This window comes from Caballeronia humi (genome assembly GCF_001544475.1).
Lineage (GTDB): Bacteria > Pseudomonadota > Gammaproteobacteria > Burkholderiales > Burkholderiaceae > Caballeronia > Caballeronia humi.
This window is the reverse complement of record NZ_FCNW02000009.1, coordinates 36,448-52,087: the sequence shown is the minus strand read 5'-3', so window position 1 is coordinate 52,087 and position 15,640 is coordinate 36,448. Positions and strand designations below refer to the sequence as shown.

Annotated in this window: 14 protein-coding genes and 1 pseudogene; 6 read left to right on the top strand and 9 right to left on the bottom strand. The window is 65.6% G+C overall.

Annotated features, from left to right (window positions below):
• Window positions 1–97 precede the first annotated feature (97 nt).
• The 5 genes and pseudogenes from AWB65_RS11785 to AWB65_RS11765 all read right to left on the bottom strand — a co-directional run bounded on the left by AWB65_RS11785 (window position 98) and on the right by AWB65_RS11765 (window position 3,560).
• A pseudogene (locus tag AWB65_RS11785) lies at window positions 98–592 on the bottom strand (Ohr family peroxiredoxin).
• A 10-nt stretch (window positions 593–602) separates the two neighbouring features.
• The gene (locus AWB65_RS11780) at window positions 603–1,358 is read right to left on the bottom strand and encodes an SDR family oxidoreductase (RefSeq protein WP_087667338.1); all 756 of its coding nucleotides are present in this window, start codon (window positions 1,356–1,358) and stop codon (window positions 603–605) included.
• Between the two features lie 165 nt (window positions 1,359–1,523).
• Window positions 1,524–2,528, bottom strand: a complete 1,005-nt coding sequence (locus AWB65_RS11775) for a LysR family transcriptional regulator (RefSeq protein ID WP_087667426.1) — start codon at window positions 2,526–2,528, stop codon at window positions 1,524–1,526.
• Window positions 2,529–2,604: 76 nt separating this feature from the next.
• The gene (locus AWB65_RS11770; protein ID WP_087667425.1) at window positions 2,605–3,003 is read right to left on the bottom strand and encodes a cupin domain-containing protein; all 399 of its coding nucleotides are present in this window, start codon (window positions 3,001–3,003) and stop codon (window positions 2,605–2,607) included.
• A gap of 77 nt (window positions 3,004–3,080) precedes the next feature.
• Window positions 3,081–3,560, bottom strand: coding sequence for a carboxymuconolactone decarboxylase family protein (locus tag AWB65_RS11765; protein WP_087667337.1), 480 nt, complete (start codon window positions 3,558–3,560; stop codon window positions 3,081–3,083).
• 229 nt (window positions 3,561–3,789) lie between these two features.
• Between AWB65_RS11765 and AWB65_RS11760 the strand changes: the two genes are divergently transcribed.
• Entirely contained in the window at window positions 3,790–4,659 is an 870-nt protein-coding gene (locus AWB65_RS11760) for a hypothetical protein (protein ID WP_087667336.1), read from the top strand.
• 29 nt (window positions 4,660–4,688) lie between these two features.
• Entirely contained in the window at window positions 4,689–4,955 is a 267-nt protein-coding gene (locus AWB65_RS11755) for a hypothetical protein (RefSeq protein ID WP_235007598.1), read from the top strand.
• A gap of 296 nt (window positions 4,956–5,251) precedes the next feature.
• Here AWB65_RS11755 and AWB65_RS11750 read toward each other — a convergent pair whose 3' ends face one another.
• Both AWB65_RS11750 and AWB65_RS11745 read right to left on the bottom strand, forming a co-directional pair.
• Window positions 5,252–6,133, bottom strand: coding sequence for an RNA polymerase sigma-70 factor (locus AWB65_RS11750; protein WP_087667424.1), 882 nt, complete (start codon window positions 6,131–6,133; stop codon window positions 5,252–5,254).
• Window positions 6,134–6,140: 7 nt separating this feature from the next.
• On the bottom strand, window positions 6,141–6,743 hold the full coding sequence (locus AWB65_RS11745) for a dioxygenase family protein (protein WP_087667334.1): 603 nt from the start codon (window positions 6,741–6,743) through the stop codon (window positions 6,141–6,143).
• Window positions 6,744–6,960: 217 nt separating this feature from the next.
• Here AWB65_RS11745 and AWB65_RS11740 point away from each other — a divergent pair, with 217 nt between their 5' ends.
• From AWB65_RS11740 to AWB65_RS11725, 4 genes are read left to right on the top strand one after another with little or no spacing between them, the layout of a single operon-like run.
• Window positions 6,961–7,662, top strand: coding sequence for a DUF3348 domain-containing protein (locus AWB65_RS11740; protein ID WP_087667333.1), 702 nt, complete (start codon window positions 6,961–6,963; stop codon window positions 7,660–7,662).
• 10 nt (window positions 7,663–7,672) lie between these two features.
• Window positions 7,673–10,165 carry a DUF802 domain-containing protein gene (locus AWB65_RS11735; RefSeq protein WP_087667332.1) on the top strand — a complete coding sequence of 831 codons (2,493 nt, stop codon included), beginning with the start codon at window positions 7,673–7,675 and terminating at the stop codon, window positions 10,163–10,165.
• On the top strand, window positions 10,162–10,806 hold the full coding sequence (locus AWB65_RS11730; RefSeq protein ID WP_087667331.1) for an OmpA family protein: 645 nt from the start codon (window positions 10,162–10,164) through the stop codon (window positions 10,804–10,806). The genes AWB65_RS11735 and AWB65_RS11730 overlap by 4 nt, the downstream gene beginning before the upstream one ends.
• Complete coding sequence (locus AWB65_RS11725) at window positions 10,803–11,393, top strand: DUF2894 domain-containing protein (protein ID WP_087667330.1); 591 nt, start codon at window positions 10,803–10,805, stop codon at window positions 11,391–11,393. Before AWB65_RS11730 ends, AWB65_RS11725 begins: the two co-directional genes overlap by 4 nt.
• 49 nt (window positions 11,394–11,442) lie before the next feature.
• Here the strand turns inward: AWB65_RS11725 and AWB65_RS11720 are convergent, their stop codons facing one another.
• Window positions 11,443–12,579, bottom strand: a complete 1,137-nt coding sequence (locus AWB65_RS11720; protein ID WP_087667329.1) for a DSD1 family PLP-dependent enzyme — start codon at window positions 12,577–12,579, stop codon at window positions 11,443–11,445.
• Entirely contained in the window at window positions 12,576–15,608 is a 3,033-nt protein-coding gene (locus tag AWB65_RS11715) for an FAD-binding and (Fe-S)-binding domain-containing protein (RefSeq protein ID WP_087667328.1), read from the bottom strand. The genes AWB65_RS11720 and AWB65_RS11715 overlap by 4 nt, the downstream gene beginning before the upstream one ends.
• Window positions 15,609–15,640 lie beyond the last annotated feature (32 nt).

The window sequence follows — 15,640 nt, the reverse complement described above, 5'->3', positions numbered from 1 at the left end:
TGTGCTGGTGTGATGAGTAGACCATGTGGCCTGATCACTAGATATCGGGGAATACGCGAGGGGTTTGCGGAGGAGTTTGGTGTGACGAATCGCGGCGTTAGATAGCCAGTGAAACGATATTGACGATGCCCTGCCGCGCCATCTTCGCGTACGGGCAAAAGCGCTCGGTGTGGCGCACGAGCGCTTCCGCCTGCGCGGTCGATGCCGGGCAGGCGGATCGTGATGTCGGCTTTGAGCATGAAGAGGCGATCGACGGGATCGCGGCCGAAGGTGACCGAGGTGCCGACTTTCGAATCGGGAATCGCGAAACCGGCTTTCGCGGCCAAAAGGCTTGGCGCGCCGTGAAAGCACGCCGCGTAGCCCGTCGCGAAAAGCTGCTCGGGGTTCGTGCCGCCGCCAAGGCCGCCGAGCGTGGCCGGCAGGCGCAAGGCGACGTCGAGATTGCCGTCGCCCGAGCGGGCGGCGCCAGACGCGCGGCCGTGCGCCGCGTCGCCGCCCGTCACGCTCACGGTCGTCGTATAGAGCGCTTGAAGTCGGGCCCGTGGTACTTGTCGAGCAGCGTGAGCGGCTGCGGGAGCAGCGGCGGCGGCATGATGCGGATGTCAGCGCACCGCTTGCGACTGGCTGAACCACGCGTCGAAGCCGGTCTTGCCGAGACGCGGATTCGCGCCGGGCACCAGCGTGTCGTCCTTCAACTCGGCGCCGAAGTAGCGCGCGTGGACATCGGACACGACCTTGCGCGGATCGTGCGTCGCGCTGAGATACCGCTGCACGAGGTCCGACAGGCGCACTTTCTCCGGCCCCGCCACTTCGACCACGCCGTTCAGCGGCTCGCCGAGCGCGTAGTCGGCGACGGCGAGCGCGATGTCGTCGGAGGCGATCGGCTGGATGTAGGCCGGTGAGAGATGCACGGTGTCGCCCTGCGTCCCCGATTGCGCGATGCCGCCGAGGAATTCGAGGAACTGCGTCGAATGGACGATCGTGTACGGAATGCCGGCCGCGCGGATCAGCTTCTCCTGCGCGATCTTGCCGCGAAAATAACCGCTTTCGGCGAGCCGGTCCGTCCCGACGACCGACAGCGCAACGTGATGTTTCACGCCCGCCGCGCGTTCGGCGGCGGAGAGGTTGCGGCCCGACGTCTCGAAGAATTCGAGGACGGCGTCGTCGGCGAACGACGGCGAATTCGCCACGTCGACCACGACCTGCGCGCCCGCCAGCGCCTCGGCCAGTCCCTCGCCTGTGATCGTATTGACGCCCGACGCGGGCGATGCCGCGATCGCCTCGTGATCCCGCGCGCGCAGTTCCTTCACCACCTTGCTGCCAATGAGTCCGCTACCGCCGATGACTACGATCTTCATGATCCCCTCCGATGATTGCGCGGACGCGATGCCGCGGGATGTCGCGCGGCCGGGCTTTTGGTGAATCCAATGAAGCCGGACCGCGTACAGGAGCCATCCTAGGCGCGGGCCTGGCAGGACAGTAGCCTCCCGCGCGGACGCTCGGTGTTGCGCCCGGGACACCAATCAGCGCGCAGTTTGCACCGTCTGATTGATGACGCCGCTGAAACAATCGAGATCGAGCGCGCGCGTGTGCTCGATCATGTAATCGACGAAGACGCGAATCCGGGCCGGCAAATGCTTGCGGCAGAGATAGCAGATGTAATGGTTGCTATCGTCGGGTGCGTGCTGCGCGAGACACGAGAGCAACTGACCGCGCCGCAACGGTTCGCACACCTGGTACCCGGCCAGTTGCGCGATGCCCTCGCCTTCGAGCACGGCCTGAAGGACGAGATCGGGATCGTTGAACGTATGGCGCGCCTTCGGTGTCAGCTTCTGCGCGTGGCCGCCGACCTTGAATTCCCACTCGCACACGCGGCCCGACGCCCCGCGCAAATTGATGCAGCGATGCGCGGCGATTTCTTCGATCGTGCGCGGCAGGCCGTGCGCGTTCGCATATCCGGGCGATGCGCAGACGAACATCTGCATCGGAATCAACTGTCGCGCGACCACCTGGCTGTCTTCCATGCGCCCGTCGCGGAAAGCGACATCGACGCGGTCGGCGGTGAAATCGGCCGGGTTATCGGAGAGAAGCAGTTCGAGCGCGATATCGGGGAACGCCGCGTGAAAGCCGCGCAGCAGCGGCCCGACGACGCTTCGGCCGAAACCGGTCGTCGAGCTGATGCGCAAGTGGCCGCGCGGCGGGCCGCTGCGCAGTTCGCGCATGTCGTCGAGCGCCTGCATGATCCGCTCCACGCCCGGATGACAGTTTTCGTAAAAGAGTTCGCCTTCGCGCGTCAGCGACGTGCGGCGCGTGGTTCTCTGAAAGAGGCGCGCGTCGAGTTGCGCTTCGAGCTTCTGCACGTTGCGGCTCACCGCCGAGCGGCCGATGCCGAGCCGGTCCGCTGCCTTTGCGAAGCTGCCTTCGGCGGCCACCGCGAGGAACGCGACGACGCCCGTGTAGCTCGTGACGAAACTGCACGCGAATGAATCGTCGGCGTTCGCGCTGCGAGAAAAGGAGATGTCAGACATGAAGGTGCGGGTCGAAGTGTCCATACCCGATAAGACGTTCGACCTGCACAACCTGTGACAGCGCCCGGCGTTTTTATTACTGCACCGGCGTGAGGACCGGCGCGCCCTTGTTCTTCAGCAACAGGACGATGAATTTCGCGGGTTTCGTCTTGCTGGCATTGCGGCCGACGGTGTGAACGTCGTTCGGGCCTTCGTAGAACGTCTGGCCCGGCTTGAGCGTGACTTGCTTGCCGCCGCGCAACTGCATCACGACGGTTCCTTCGAGCACGTAGACGAAGGCGTGCGCGTCGTGGCGGTGAATCGGGTCCACGGCGCCGGGCGGGTACACGACGCTGATCATCAGCGCTTCCTTGCCGGGATAGTCCGGCAGCGGCTCGGTCATGAGCGGCGTGACGACGGCTTCCGGCGCCGCCGCCGCGGCCGGCTGGGTCAGCAGCGCGGCGCATAGCAGAAGCATCGGCGAGGCGGTTTTCATCGGATTGGACATGATGGGTCTCGATGAGGTCGAAGGTTGTCGCGCCGCGGCCTTGCAGCGCCGCGGCTTCATACAGATTAGGCGAGACCGGCCTTGTCGAGGCCGAACGCCTTGTCCGACGAACCCGGCACCGTCCTGAACGCGATGTTCGCGCGGTTCCAGCCGTTGATCGCCATCACTTCGTAGGTCAGGTCGGACAGTTCCTTTTCCGAGAACTGCGTGCGCACGCGTTCGTATAGCTCGTCGGCAACGCCCTCTTCGGGCAGTTTCGTCAGCACTTCGGTCCACGCGAGCGCGGCGCGTTCGCGCGAGGCGAAGAGCGTCGATTCGCGCCACGTCGTCAGATGATGGATGCGCAGTTCGCGCTCGCCGTTGATCTTCGCCTGCTTCACGTGCATATCGACGCAGAACGCGCAGCCGTTGATCTGCGAGGCGCGGATCGCGACCAGATCGCGGATCGATTCCTCGATCGCGCCTTCCTTGATGAGGTTGCTGAATTCGAGGAATTTTTTGAATAGAGCGGGGGATTGTTGAATGTATTTAAGGCGTTGGGACATGGTTTCTCCACAAGTGACGGCGAGGCGCCGGGTGGAGTCATCGTAGGGGTGGGGTTGCGCGTGCGGTAGGCATGAGGAGGGGCTCATGCTGTTGCGCGTGGAGCGACAATCGGAGGAATCTGATATTTGCCGCTGCCCTCCCTCGGTAACGTAGCCGTCATTCTTCGCGCGACGCTCCTTGAACGTCGCACATTCGCTGCCCTTCGGGGCGTTCTTTGAGCGAGACTGGATGGCGACAGAACTCAAGACGGACTCGTGGCACCGCTACGTGCTGTACCGGAACAGCGACCGATACATGCCCTTCGCCCCCGATGACGAGCGGCGGAACGCAGTCGAAGCGGGCAAGAAGTTCACGGCATCGGCTTATGCGGATGTGTGGGCCAGGGACGCGGGACTAGCCAGCCGGGCGCGCGCCTTCCTTAAAGAGAATTTCCACTGGCACGAGCGTCTGGCCAACTGCGGCACCGATCTTGACGTCGTGCAAATGCTGATGGATATGGTGCGTGGCGGCAGTGTCGTCGTGATCCCTGAGAAACCGCTGGTTGCCGGCGTTGCGGGTGCGTCGAAGCAGGCTGGATCGTCGTCGTTCTGGGGTGTCGAGGACTACGACCCGCCTCGCTATGCAAGCGTGCAGGAACGGTATCAGGCGCAGCTAGCGGAGTGGGAAGCCAGTGCGACGCCCTGGGAAGAAATCGCAGCGATGAACGACAGCATCAACGAGAAGTTCATGCACGCGGCGGTGCTGAGAGACCCCCTCGGCATGTTGCCGTTATTCGCGCGCGCGGGATGGATCAGCAAGTACGGTTTGCCTGAGGGGCTCTCGAAGTGGGGCGAAGACCGCGCGGTGACGACGCCGCTCGGCGAGGCAGCGTCGTTCGAGTTGGGTGAGGGTACGCTGTCGGATGATGTATCGAACGCGGTCGAGGACATTGCCATTTCCCCAGCAGAACAAGCGCGGTGCCTGGCGGAATGGGAGCAGGATCACGACGATTGCCAAACGTTCGGTCGTATGATGGGCGGTTCAGCGCGCATCGCGATGTGCCTCGAAAACGCACGGCATCGATATAACATTTGCATGGGATACACAAGGCCGATATGAGCAGACAGAGAACACCGAGTTCAGTTGTGGTGCGTTACGACGACGCGCGGAAAATGTTGATCTGTAACACCGTTGCTGACGACCAGATTCAGCCTTTGTGCGCGGGCAAGCTGGATATCCCAGTCCTGCTCGACGACTTTGATTACCAGATCGATGATGAATTTGCCCGGCGCTTTGGTGGCGCAGTTCTGAGTTTGCTCGCGAACTACCAGCCGGAACTCAAGCCGTTCATATCCTTTACCGAGCAACCGGTATCGCCGTCCGATCGAACCCCTCCAGCCGCGCCCACCGATTAACCGGGAGCGAGCCTCGCGAACGCACGGTCTGATCAGGGACTTTCGCCGCGGCGCGCGTGTCCGTGCCAACGGTCCAATATAGGGAATAACAAAAGTTGATCGATTGGGTTCGCTGATCGTCGAGTACTTGCCTGATGATCGGCGGATCTCCGTGTACGGTACTGGCATTGTCCTATCCGGATTTACAGACGTCGCTAACGGCGACAAACAGCCCGCTTTCGCCCAAGGGCTCGGGTTTCGAATTAACGACTCATCCTGTTGCGCTTGAGGCGACAATCCGAGGAGCCTCAGCCGGTTCACCCCTTCCCGAACACCGCCGCCAATCGCGCCAGCTTCGCCGGATTGCGCTGCACATGAATCCGCACGATCCGCTCGCCATCGGTCTCATACGACTGCGCGGACTCCAGCTCCCCGTCGATAAACCGCAGCAGCGCCCACTGTCCATTGAGCAGCGCGAGCTCCACCCGTTGCGCATCCCCATACTGCAGGTTCGCGGCATAAAAAAGCTGCGCGATACGCCGCCCGCCGACCATCGGTTTCGGAAAGCTCGGCACGCGTCCACCGCCATCGCCGATGAGCATCGCATCGTCGGCCAGCATCGAACTGATCGCCGCGAAATCGCCGAGCGCAAGCGCCTGCGCGAACACCTTCAACAGCCGCAAATGAATCTCGCGCGACACCGCGAAACGCGGCCGATCGTCTCGCAATTGCGCCTTCGCGCGGCTGACGAGCTGGCGGCACGCCGCTTCGCTCTTGCCGACGGCGTTCGCGACTTCGCCGTAGTCAGCGTCGAAGACTTCGCGCAGCAGAAACGCCGCGCGCGCCTCAGGGCTCAGGCGTTCGAGCAGCATCAGGAACGCGACGGAGACGTCGTCCGCGCGCTCGGTGACCTGCTCGGGTGTGTCGGGCGAATCGGTGAGTTCGGGCTCCGGCAGCCAGATGCCCACGTACTGCTCGCGCTGCACGCGCGCGGCGCGCAGGCGGTCGATCGAGAGCCGCGTCGTGACCGAGACGAGCCACGCCTCGGCGTTCTCGATCGTCTCGCGCGCCGCCGCGTGCCAGCGCAGCCAGACGTCCTGCACGACGTCCTCGGCCTCCGCGACCGAACCCAGCATCCGGTACGCGATGCCCTGCAAGCGGCGGCGCAGTCGGTCGAAGATGCGGGTGGCGTCGTCCATCGGCGGTTCAGGCCAGCACGAAATCGAAACGCGCGGCGTGAGCGTCGCCATCGATCGTCAGCAAGAGCCGCCTGTCGTACAGCGAATCCTGCGCGTTCTGCCGCTCGCCGGGGAAGTACATCTGGGTCGTGAGCGGCCGGCCGTTCGGCGCCTGCACCGTGACGTGAAAATGCCGCGTGCGTCCCGGATACACGCCCGGCACGATAGTTTCCAGCCGATAGCGCCCGTCGCTGTCGGCGAACTGGTGGCCGCGCAGGCGATAGCCGTGGACGTCGTAGTCGCCGGCGTCGTCGGCGTGCCAGAAGTCGAGCAGCGCGCCCGGCACGGGCTGGCAGCGCGTCGACATCACCCGCCCCGTCACGACGATCCGCGTCCCGCCGATCCCCGGCCCCAGCAACGACGCGCGCTCCGGCGAGCGCGGCAGGAAGAACGGGCCGGCGGTCTGACGCGGAGTCGATTCGTGATCGCCAGCGCAGGCGGGCGTCGGGAGAACAGTGGCGGCGCGGCTGGTGCCGGGCCGGCCGAACGCGAGCAGGAGCAGCGTCGGCGGGACCGCGCCCGACTGGCGGAGAAACGCGCGCCGCGCGTGGCTGACCCTTCTCGTGCGCATCGTGGACTCCTTTCTCAGGGCTTACGAGCATGGTAAGCCGAATTTAGGATCAGGCGTTTTGCCATCGGAATCTTCCTGCTTGATGCTTTTTACGTCTCGGATGACTCTCAAACCGCGCCAAGCCTTGCTGGCATTACAAACGACCCGCGACGACCCCAACCGAAACTCACCTGCCTCCGCGGACGTGTAAACTGTCGGGTTTTTCACACTCTGGTGCATCGTGCAAGCCTCCCAGCGCACAGCTTTCAGCGGCCCGACGCTCATTCGCTTGTTGACGCGCCTGACGGACGTCGACGTTCCCGAATCCAGACTATCGCTCTCGGACCGGCTGAGCCAATGGCTCGGCTGGACCGACGCGATCGCCCTCTCGACCGCGCTGACCGCCAATCCGCCCGCCGCCCCGGGCGCGCGATCAGGCGCTCACGCTGAAGGGGACGAATGCGCCCGCGTGCGCGCGTCTCTGGCGAAAGCGATCGCCGGCGACAGCGCATTTAGCGTCAAGCGCCGCAATGATGCGCAGGAAACATCAGTCGATTACGCTTTTTTCCGCCAGCGCTGTCTCTCGCTTCAACAGACGATGGAAACGTCGACCGGCACAGTGCGGGCCCGTCTGCGGGCGATGCTCGCCACGAGGTCGCCCGCCATGACCCGGCTCGCGATGGTGGATGCCGTCATGGAGCAGTCGCTCTCCGCACGCGAACGCAGCCTGTTCGCGACGGTGCCCGTGCTGCTCGGCGGCCATTTCGAGCGCCTGCGTCGGGCCGAGCAGGCGACGCTCGCCGCGAACGACGCCCAGCACGACACGCCCGGCGCATGGCTCGACGTGTTCCGCAAGGACCTGCAGAGCGTCATGCTGGCCGAACTCGACATTCGTTTTCAACCGGTCGAAGGGTTGCTCGCCGCCCTTCAGGCCCGCTAACCGGGACGCCATGTCCAGATATCCGATTCATCTCGCCGTCTTTTTGACTGGCCTCGCCGCCGTGTGCTGGATCGGCGGCGGCTACGTCGTCTCGAACCCGCTGGCGTTCGCCGTCACGCTGCTGATCGGCGCCTGCTACGTCGCGGGCGCGCTCGAATTGTGGCGCTACAGCCAGGCCACGGCCACGCTGTCGGGCGCTGTAAGCGGCCTTGCCGGACCGCCGCCGGGGATCGCCGGCTGGCTCGATCGGCTGCACCCGAGCCTGCGCAATGCGGTGCGGCTGCGCGTCGAGGGTGAGCGCGTGGCTCTGCCCGGCCCGGCGCTGACGCCGTATCTAGTCGGTCTGCTGGTGCTGCTCGGCATGCTCGGCACGCTGCTCGGCATGGTCGCGACACTGCGCGGCACCGGCATGGCGCTCGAAAGCGCTTCCGATCTGCAGGCGATCCGCGCGTCGCTCGCCGCGCCGGTCAAGGGGCTGGGGTTCGCGTTCGGCACGTCGATCGCGGGCGTCGCAACGTCGGCGATGCTCGGGTTGCTGTCCGCGCTGTTCCGGCGCGAGCGGATCGAGGCGGCGCAGACGCTCGATGTCAGGATCGCGACGACCTTGCGCGTTTTCTCGCAGGCGCATCAGCGCGACGAGGCTTTCCGGCTGCTGCAACGTCAGTCCGAGCTGATGCCGACCCTGGTCGATCGGCTGCAATCGATGATGACGGCCATCGAGCGTCAGAGCCTCGCGCTGAACGAGCGCCAGATCGCGAGCCAGGACGCGTTCCACGGCAAGACCGAAGCGGCCTATACGCGGCTGGCGTCGTCGGTCGAGCAGTCGTTGAGACGGAGCGTCGCGGAAAGCGCGCGCGCCGCCGGGGCCGCGCTTCAGCCGGTCATGGAGGCGACGATGGCAGGCATCGCGCGGGAAACAGCCACGCTGCATGACACCGTCACGAACGCGGTGGAGCGACAACTCGGCGGGGTTTCCAGCGGCCTCGAATCGACGTTAGCAAGCATCACACGCGACACGGCTACGTTGCACGACACGGTTACAAACGCGGTAGAGCGGCAACTTGGCGGATTGACGACCGGCCTTGAATCGACGTTAGCGAACATCACACGCGACACGGCTACGTTGCACGACACGGTTACCAGCGCGGTAGAGCGGCAACTTGGCGGACTGACGACCGGTTTGGAATCGACGGTTACCAAAATTGCAGGTGATACCGCCACGTTGCACGAGACAGTCACAAGCGCCGTCGCGCGGCAACTCAGCGATTTGACGACCGGTATCGAATCGACGATGACAAGCATCGCGCGCGATACGGCCACGCTGCACGACACCGTCACAAACGCGGTCGAGCGGCAACTCGCCGGTGTTTCGACCGGTCTCGAATCGGCTACCGCGACTCTCGCCGACCTCTGGAAGCAGGCGCTCGCCGGCCACCAGCAATCGAGCGAAGCACTCGCGCAAGACCTGCGCACCACGCTCGACGGCTTCACCGGCACCTTCGAACACCGCTCGGCCGGCCTGCTGGACAACGTCGCCGCGCGCCTCGACACGACGGCGGACAGCGTCTCGGCAGCGTGGAACGAAGCGCTCTCGCGACAGGAACGCGCCGGCGAAACGCTCGCCGCCGACAACCAGAAAGCGCTGTCGGCCGCCGCCGCAACCTTCGAGCAGCACTCGCAGTCGCTGTTGCGCGCGCTCAACCAGTCGCACGCAGGCTTGCGCACCGAACTCGCGTCGCGCGACGAGGAGCGCCTCGCGGCATGGACCGCATCGCTCGGATCGATGGCATCCGCACTCCACGCCGACTGGCAGGCGACCAGCACGCACGCCGCGGCCCGTCAGCAGGAAATCTGCGACACGCTCGAACGCACCGCCCGCGACATGACCGCGCAAACCAAAGCGCACGCTGCCGACACCATCGGCGAGATCTCGCGGCTCGTGCAGGCCGCGTCGGAAGCGCCGCGCGCGGCGGCGGAAGTCGTCGCGGAATTGCGCCAGAAGCTCTCCGACAGCATGGTCCGCGATACCGCGATGCTCGAAGAACGCAGCCGCCTGCTCGCCACGCTCGAAACCCTGCTCGATGCCGTGAACCACGCGTCCACCGAGCAGCGCACGGCTGTCGACGCGCTCGTGTCGACGTCGGCGGATCTGCTGGATCGCGTCGGCACCAGATTTACCGATCACGTCGAGGCCGAAACCGGCAAGCTCGGTGCGGTGGCCGCGCAAGTGACCGGCAGCGCCGTCGAGGTGGCGAGCCTTGGCGAAGCGTTCGGCGCGGCCGTGCACGTGTTCGGCGCGTCGAATGACAAGCTCGCGGCGCACCTGCAGCGCATCGAAACCGCGCTCGACAAGTCGCTCGCCCGCAGCGACGAGCAGCTTGCCTATTACGTCGCGCAGGCGCGGGAAGTCATCGACTTGAGCATGCTGTCGCAAAAGCAGATCGTCGAGGAATTGCAGCAGCTCGCCGGCCAGCGCGCGTCCGCCGGAGCCGAAGCGGCATGAGCGAAGACATCGACGGCGGCGTGGAGCCGGCCGCACCGATCTGGCCCGTCTTCGGCGACTTGATGTCCGTGCTGCTGGGTGTGTTCGTGCTGATTCTGGTGGGCGTGATCGGCGTGCAGCTCGAACTGTCGAGCAAGCTGGATCAGGAGGTCAAGCAGCGTCAGGCGGAGACGCAGCGCCGCAAGACGCTCGAAGAGGCGCTCGCCGGGCCGCTCGCGGCGGGGCGCGTGACGCTGGTCAACGGGCGCATCGGGATCAGCGGGAGCGTGCTTTTCGCGCTGAATTCCGATCAGTTGCGGCCCGAGGGACGGGACTTGCTGAAGAGCCTTGCGGGGCCGCTGTCCGCGTATCTGCGGGCTCGCGAAGAGATTTTGATGGTGAGCGGCTTCACCGATGACCGGCAGGTCCGCGAAGGCAATCGACGCTTTGCCGACAACTGGGAATTGTCCGCGCAGCGCGCGCTGACGGTGACGCGCGCGCTGATCGACGAAGGCGTGCCCTCCTCGTCGGTATTCGCGGCGGCGTTCGGCTCGGGTCAGCCGGTGAGTTCGAACGCCGACGACGCCGGGCGCGCGAAGAATCGCCGCGTCGAGATGGCGCCGATGCCGAGGCCATCATCGACCGCGAAGGCTGCGTCATGACGACGAGCACCGCCCGGGAAATGCTCGATGCATGGCGCGAGCGCGGCGCCGATCGGCTGAATCCGGTGCGGTTTCTTTTTATCGATGCGCTGGAACGGCGCGCGGCCGGTCACGTTGGCGAAGCGCGCCGGATTCTGGATGAGCGGCTTGCGGGGCTGCTCGAAGCCTATGCGGACGATCTGGACAAGAACGATTGCGCAGCGTCACCGCCGATCGAAACCACTCGCGGACCGCTCGCCGAACTGGTCGATTACATCGCCAGCAACGTTTCGGACGACGCAAGCACGTATCCCGAACTGGAGGCGCTCGATCACTTCAGGGAAACCTGGTCGCGCGTCAGCACCGCGCGGCAGTTGCGCCAATCGCTCGCGCAAGTGCCGGGGAACGCCGGTCCGCTCAATTCGAGCAGCCTTGTGCATCGGTCGCTTTCGCTGATGCGCGAGCTGTCGCCGGGGTATTTGCAGCAGTTTCTTTCCTACGTCGATGCGCTGTCGTGGATGGAGCAGTTGAACGGCGGCGTACCGGCAGCCAAGGACGCGCCTCGCGCGGGAAGCGCCAGGAAGAGCGGCCGGACGAAGGCGCGCTAACGCTTTGAACGCGCGCGCCCGCGTGGTGAACTCGATTCGCGCGTGCCGATTACCGCGACAATCCCCGCGCGTCGATCGGCCATATTGCTTCCACGCGATCGCCTCGAAAGCACACATATTCGTCATAAAGATTCACCGTCGGATCGCAATGTCCCGGCGGCAGCAGAACGCGCTCGCCGATCACGCCGGCGGTATCGCCGTCCGCTTCGAGCATGCCGTGTTCGTCGTTCGCGGCGACGTACCGCAGCGCCGGTCCTTTCGACCCAGGTGCCCAGCCGACACTGCGCGGCAATCCCGAATCGACAGCCAAGCCCTTCAGTCCCACATCGCACACGGCGATGCCCTCGCGCGCCGCGCTCATGATCGTCGAGAGGACGAAGAGGCTGTGGCGGGGTCGCATCGCGCCGGACCAGTCGAGGCCGCCGTAGTCGCCATCCATGAAGAGGTACGAGCCGGGCTGCACTTCCGTGTAGACGCCGCTCACGGCATCAAATTCGACCGTGCCCGTTCCGCCGCCCGTCACGACCGCGCATCGGACGCCGCGCGCTTCGAGTGCTCGCAGGAACGCGGCCGTCCGGTCGGCGGTGCGCGCTGCTTCTTCCTTGCGCGCGTTCCACCCGGCAATGTGCTGCGCGCCGCCGTGATACGCCTGCACGCCCGCGAAGCGCAGCGACGCGTGCGCGGTCACGGCGTCGACGAGTCCGAGGAGCGCAGCCGGGGTCGTCACGCCACAGCGATGCTGGCCGGCATCGACTTCGGGCAGCACGTCGATCGTGACGCCCGCCCGCGCCGCCGCTTTGCCGAGCGCGTCCACCTGGACGCGCGCATCGACGCACACGCTCAAGCGCACGTGCGACGCGAGTTCCACAGCCATCGCGAGCTTGTCCGCGCCGAAGAACTCGTTGCTGACGTGAATGCTTTCGATACCCGCCGCCGCGAACGGATACGCCTCGCTCAGCTTCTGGCAGCACACGCCGACCGCGCCCGCCGCCACTTGCCTCGTCGCGATGGCGCTCGATTTGTGCGCTTTCGCGTGCGGCCGTAGCGCGACTCCGCTCGATGCTGCGAAGGCCGCCATCTCGTGCAGGTTGGCATCGAAGGCATCGAGGTCGATCAGGAGCGACGGCGTGCCGACGCGCCCGAGCGAATCGCCGACGAGCGCGGCGGGAGGAACAGCAAGTGTCATGTGGATGATCCGGAATCGAGTGCAAGGGCCAGCACGCGCGCGACGTGCAGGGCCTCGGCCGCCGCGCCGTCGTGTATCTGATGGCGGCAACTGGTGCCGTCGGCGACGATAACATCTCCTCGCGCCGCCTGGCGCACGGCGGGCAAGAGCGACAGCTCCGCCATCGCCTTCGATGCCGCGTAGTGCTCCGCCTCGTAGCCGAAGCTGCCGGCCATCCCGCAGCACGACGACTCGATCGCCTTCACTTCCAGCCCCGGAATCCAGCCGAGCACGGTCTGCACGGGGCGAAACGCGTCGAACGCTTTCTGGTGGCAATGGCCGTGGACCCATGCGCGGGGCGCATCGAGCGCGCGCAGCAGGAGGTTCAGGCGCCCCGCCGCCTTCTCGCGCACGAGAAACTCCTCGAACAGGAACGCCGATTCCGAGAGTTTGCGCGCTTCCTCGCCGTAGCCGTATTGCAGGAATTCGTCGCGCATCGAGAGCAGGCAGGAAGGCTCCAGTCCGACCACCGCGACGCCGCGCTCCACGAACGGCATCAGTGTATCGAGCAAGCGCCGCGCTTCGCGTTTCGCTTCGTCGACGAGACCCGCCGCGAGAAAGGTCCGCCCGCAGCAGACCGGCCGCTCGCCTTCGCGCGTATTGAAGTGCACGGTGTAACCGGCGGCTTCGAGCACGCGTTGCGCGTCGCGGGCGTTGTCCGGCTCCATGTAGTTGTTGAAGGTATCGACGAAGAGCAGCACTTCCTTCGCCGCCGATGCGTTCGTGCCGAGTTTCACCGCGTCCGACAGGAACGACTTGCGAAAACGCGGCATCGATCGCTCGGGCGCGAAGCCGATCGCGCGCTTCACCCACGCGGACACCACCGGAATGCGCTCGGCAGCCGCCATCAAGCCGCCGGCCCGCGCCGCATGGGGCGCATAGCGCGGCATATATGCGACCATCTTTTCGCGCAGCGTGATGCCGTGGCGCTTCGCCCACGCCGCGCGCGCCTCTATCTTGAACTTCGCCATGTCGACGCCGGTCGGGCAATCGCGTTTGCAGCCTTTGCACGACACACACAGGTCGAGCGTCTCCTTCACGTCGCGGCTCGCGAGCCCTTCGTCGCCGAGTTGTCCGGAAATCGCGAGGCGCAGCGTGTTGGCGCGTCCGCGCGTGACGTGCTGTTCGTCCTTCGTCACGCGATAGCTCGGGCACATCGTGCCGGCGTCGAACTTGCGGCAATGGCCGTTGTTGTTGCACATCTCGACGGCCTTGGCGAGGCCGCCGCTCAGGTCGTCGCCGGTACCGGGGAGCGTTTCGGCGCCCGTGAGCGGATCGCGCGTCACGTTCCACGCCGACCAGTCTAGCGACGGCGTGAACGCCTTCTCTCGATACCCCGGCGCGAAGCGAAAGTTGCGCGCGTCGTCCATTTTCGGGGGACGCACGATCCGGTCGGGGCTGAAGCGATTCTCCGGATCGAACAGTTGCTTGATCTCGCTGAACGCCCGGTTGATGCGCGGCCCGTATTGCCACGCGACCCATTCGCCGCGACACAGGCCGTCGCCATGTTCGCCCGAATACGCGCCCTTGTACTCGCGCACGAGTTCGGCGGCCTGCTCCGCGATTGCGCGCATTTTCGCGGCGCCATCGCGGCGCATGTCGAGAATCGGCCGCACGTGCAGTGTGCCGACGCTCGCGTGCGCGTACCACGTCCCTTCCGTGCCGTGCTCGTGGAACATCGCGGTCAGCCGGTTCGTATACTCCGCGAGGTGTTCGAGCGGCACCGCGCAGTCCTCGATGAAAGACACCGGCTTGCCGTCGCCCTTCATGCTCATCATGATGTTGAGGCCCGCCTTGCGCACTTCCCACAGCGCCTTTTGCTCGTCGGCCTCGGGCATTTTCACGACCGATCCGGGCAGGCCGAGGTCGCTCATCAGGTCGTCGAGTTGCGCGAGACGTTGTACCTGCGCCGCGTGATCGTCGCCTGCGAACTCGACGAGCAGGATCGCAGCCGGTTTGCCGACCAACGCCTTCTCGATCACCGGACGAAACGCCGGATTGGTGAGGGACAACTCGATCATCGTGCTGTCGACGAGTTCGACCGCCGTCGGGCGCAGCTTCACGATGTGCTGTGCGAAGTCCATCGCCTGGTAGAAGGTGGGGAAGTTCACGACGCCGAGCGTCTTGTGCGCGGGCAGCGGCGCGAGCTTCAGAGTGAGCTGGCGGCTGAAGGCCAACGTCCCCTCCGATCCGACCAGCAGATGCGCGAGGTTCGCCGAGCCGTCATCGGTGTAGGCGAGCGGATTCTGGCAATCGAACAGGTCGATGTTGTAGCCCGCCACGCGGCGCAGCACCTTTGGCATGCGCTCGGCGATTTCGCTGCGCTCGCGCGTCGCGATGCGGCGTACGCCATCGATGATGCCTTTCAGCCGCGCGTCGTCCGCGGGCAGGTTCAGCGACTGGAAGCGCGCTTCATTGCCGTCGGCGAGCACGGCATCGATCGACAGCACGTTGTGCACCATGTTGCCGTATTCGATCGAGCGCGAGCCGCACGAGTTGTTGCCGGCCATCCCGCCGATCGTGCACTGCGCGGCCGTCGATACGTCGACGGGAAACCACAGGCCGTGCGGTTTCAGCCACGCGTTCAGGTGATCGAGCACGACGCCCGGCTCGACCGTCACGGTGCGCGCGTTCGCATCGAAGGAAACGATGTTGTTGAGCCACTTCGTCGTGTCGATGACGAGCGCTTCACCCACCGTCTGCCCGCACTGGCTCGTTCCCGCGCCGCGCGCGAGCACCGCCGCCTTCTCGTTGCGGGCGATTTCGAGCGCCGCGCGCAGGTCGTCCTGATCGCGCGGCACGACGACGCCGGTCGGCATGATCTGGTAGATAGACGCATCGGTGGAATAGCGGCCGCGACTCGCGGTATCGAAGTAGACGTCGCCGCGCAAGGCTTCGCGCAGCCGCCGCGCGAGAGGCGACGCGTAACGCGCCGACGACGGGACCAGATGGATCGGCTTTACGAGCAAGCCTGAGGTCGGAGGAGTCATGTGAGTACCTTCGTGATGTTTGCTGGCGCTCG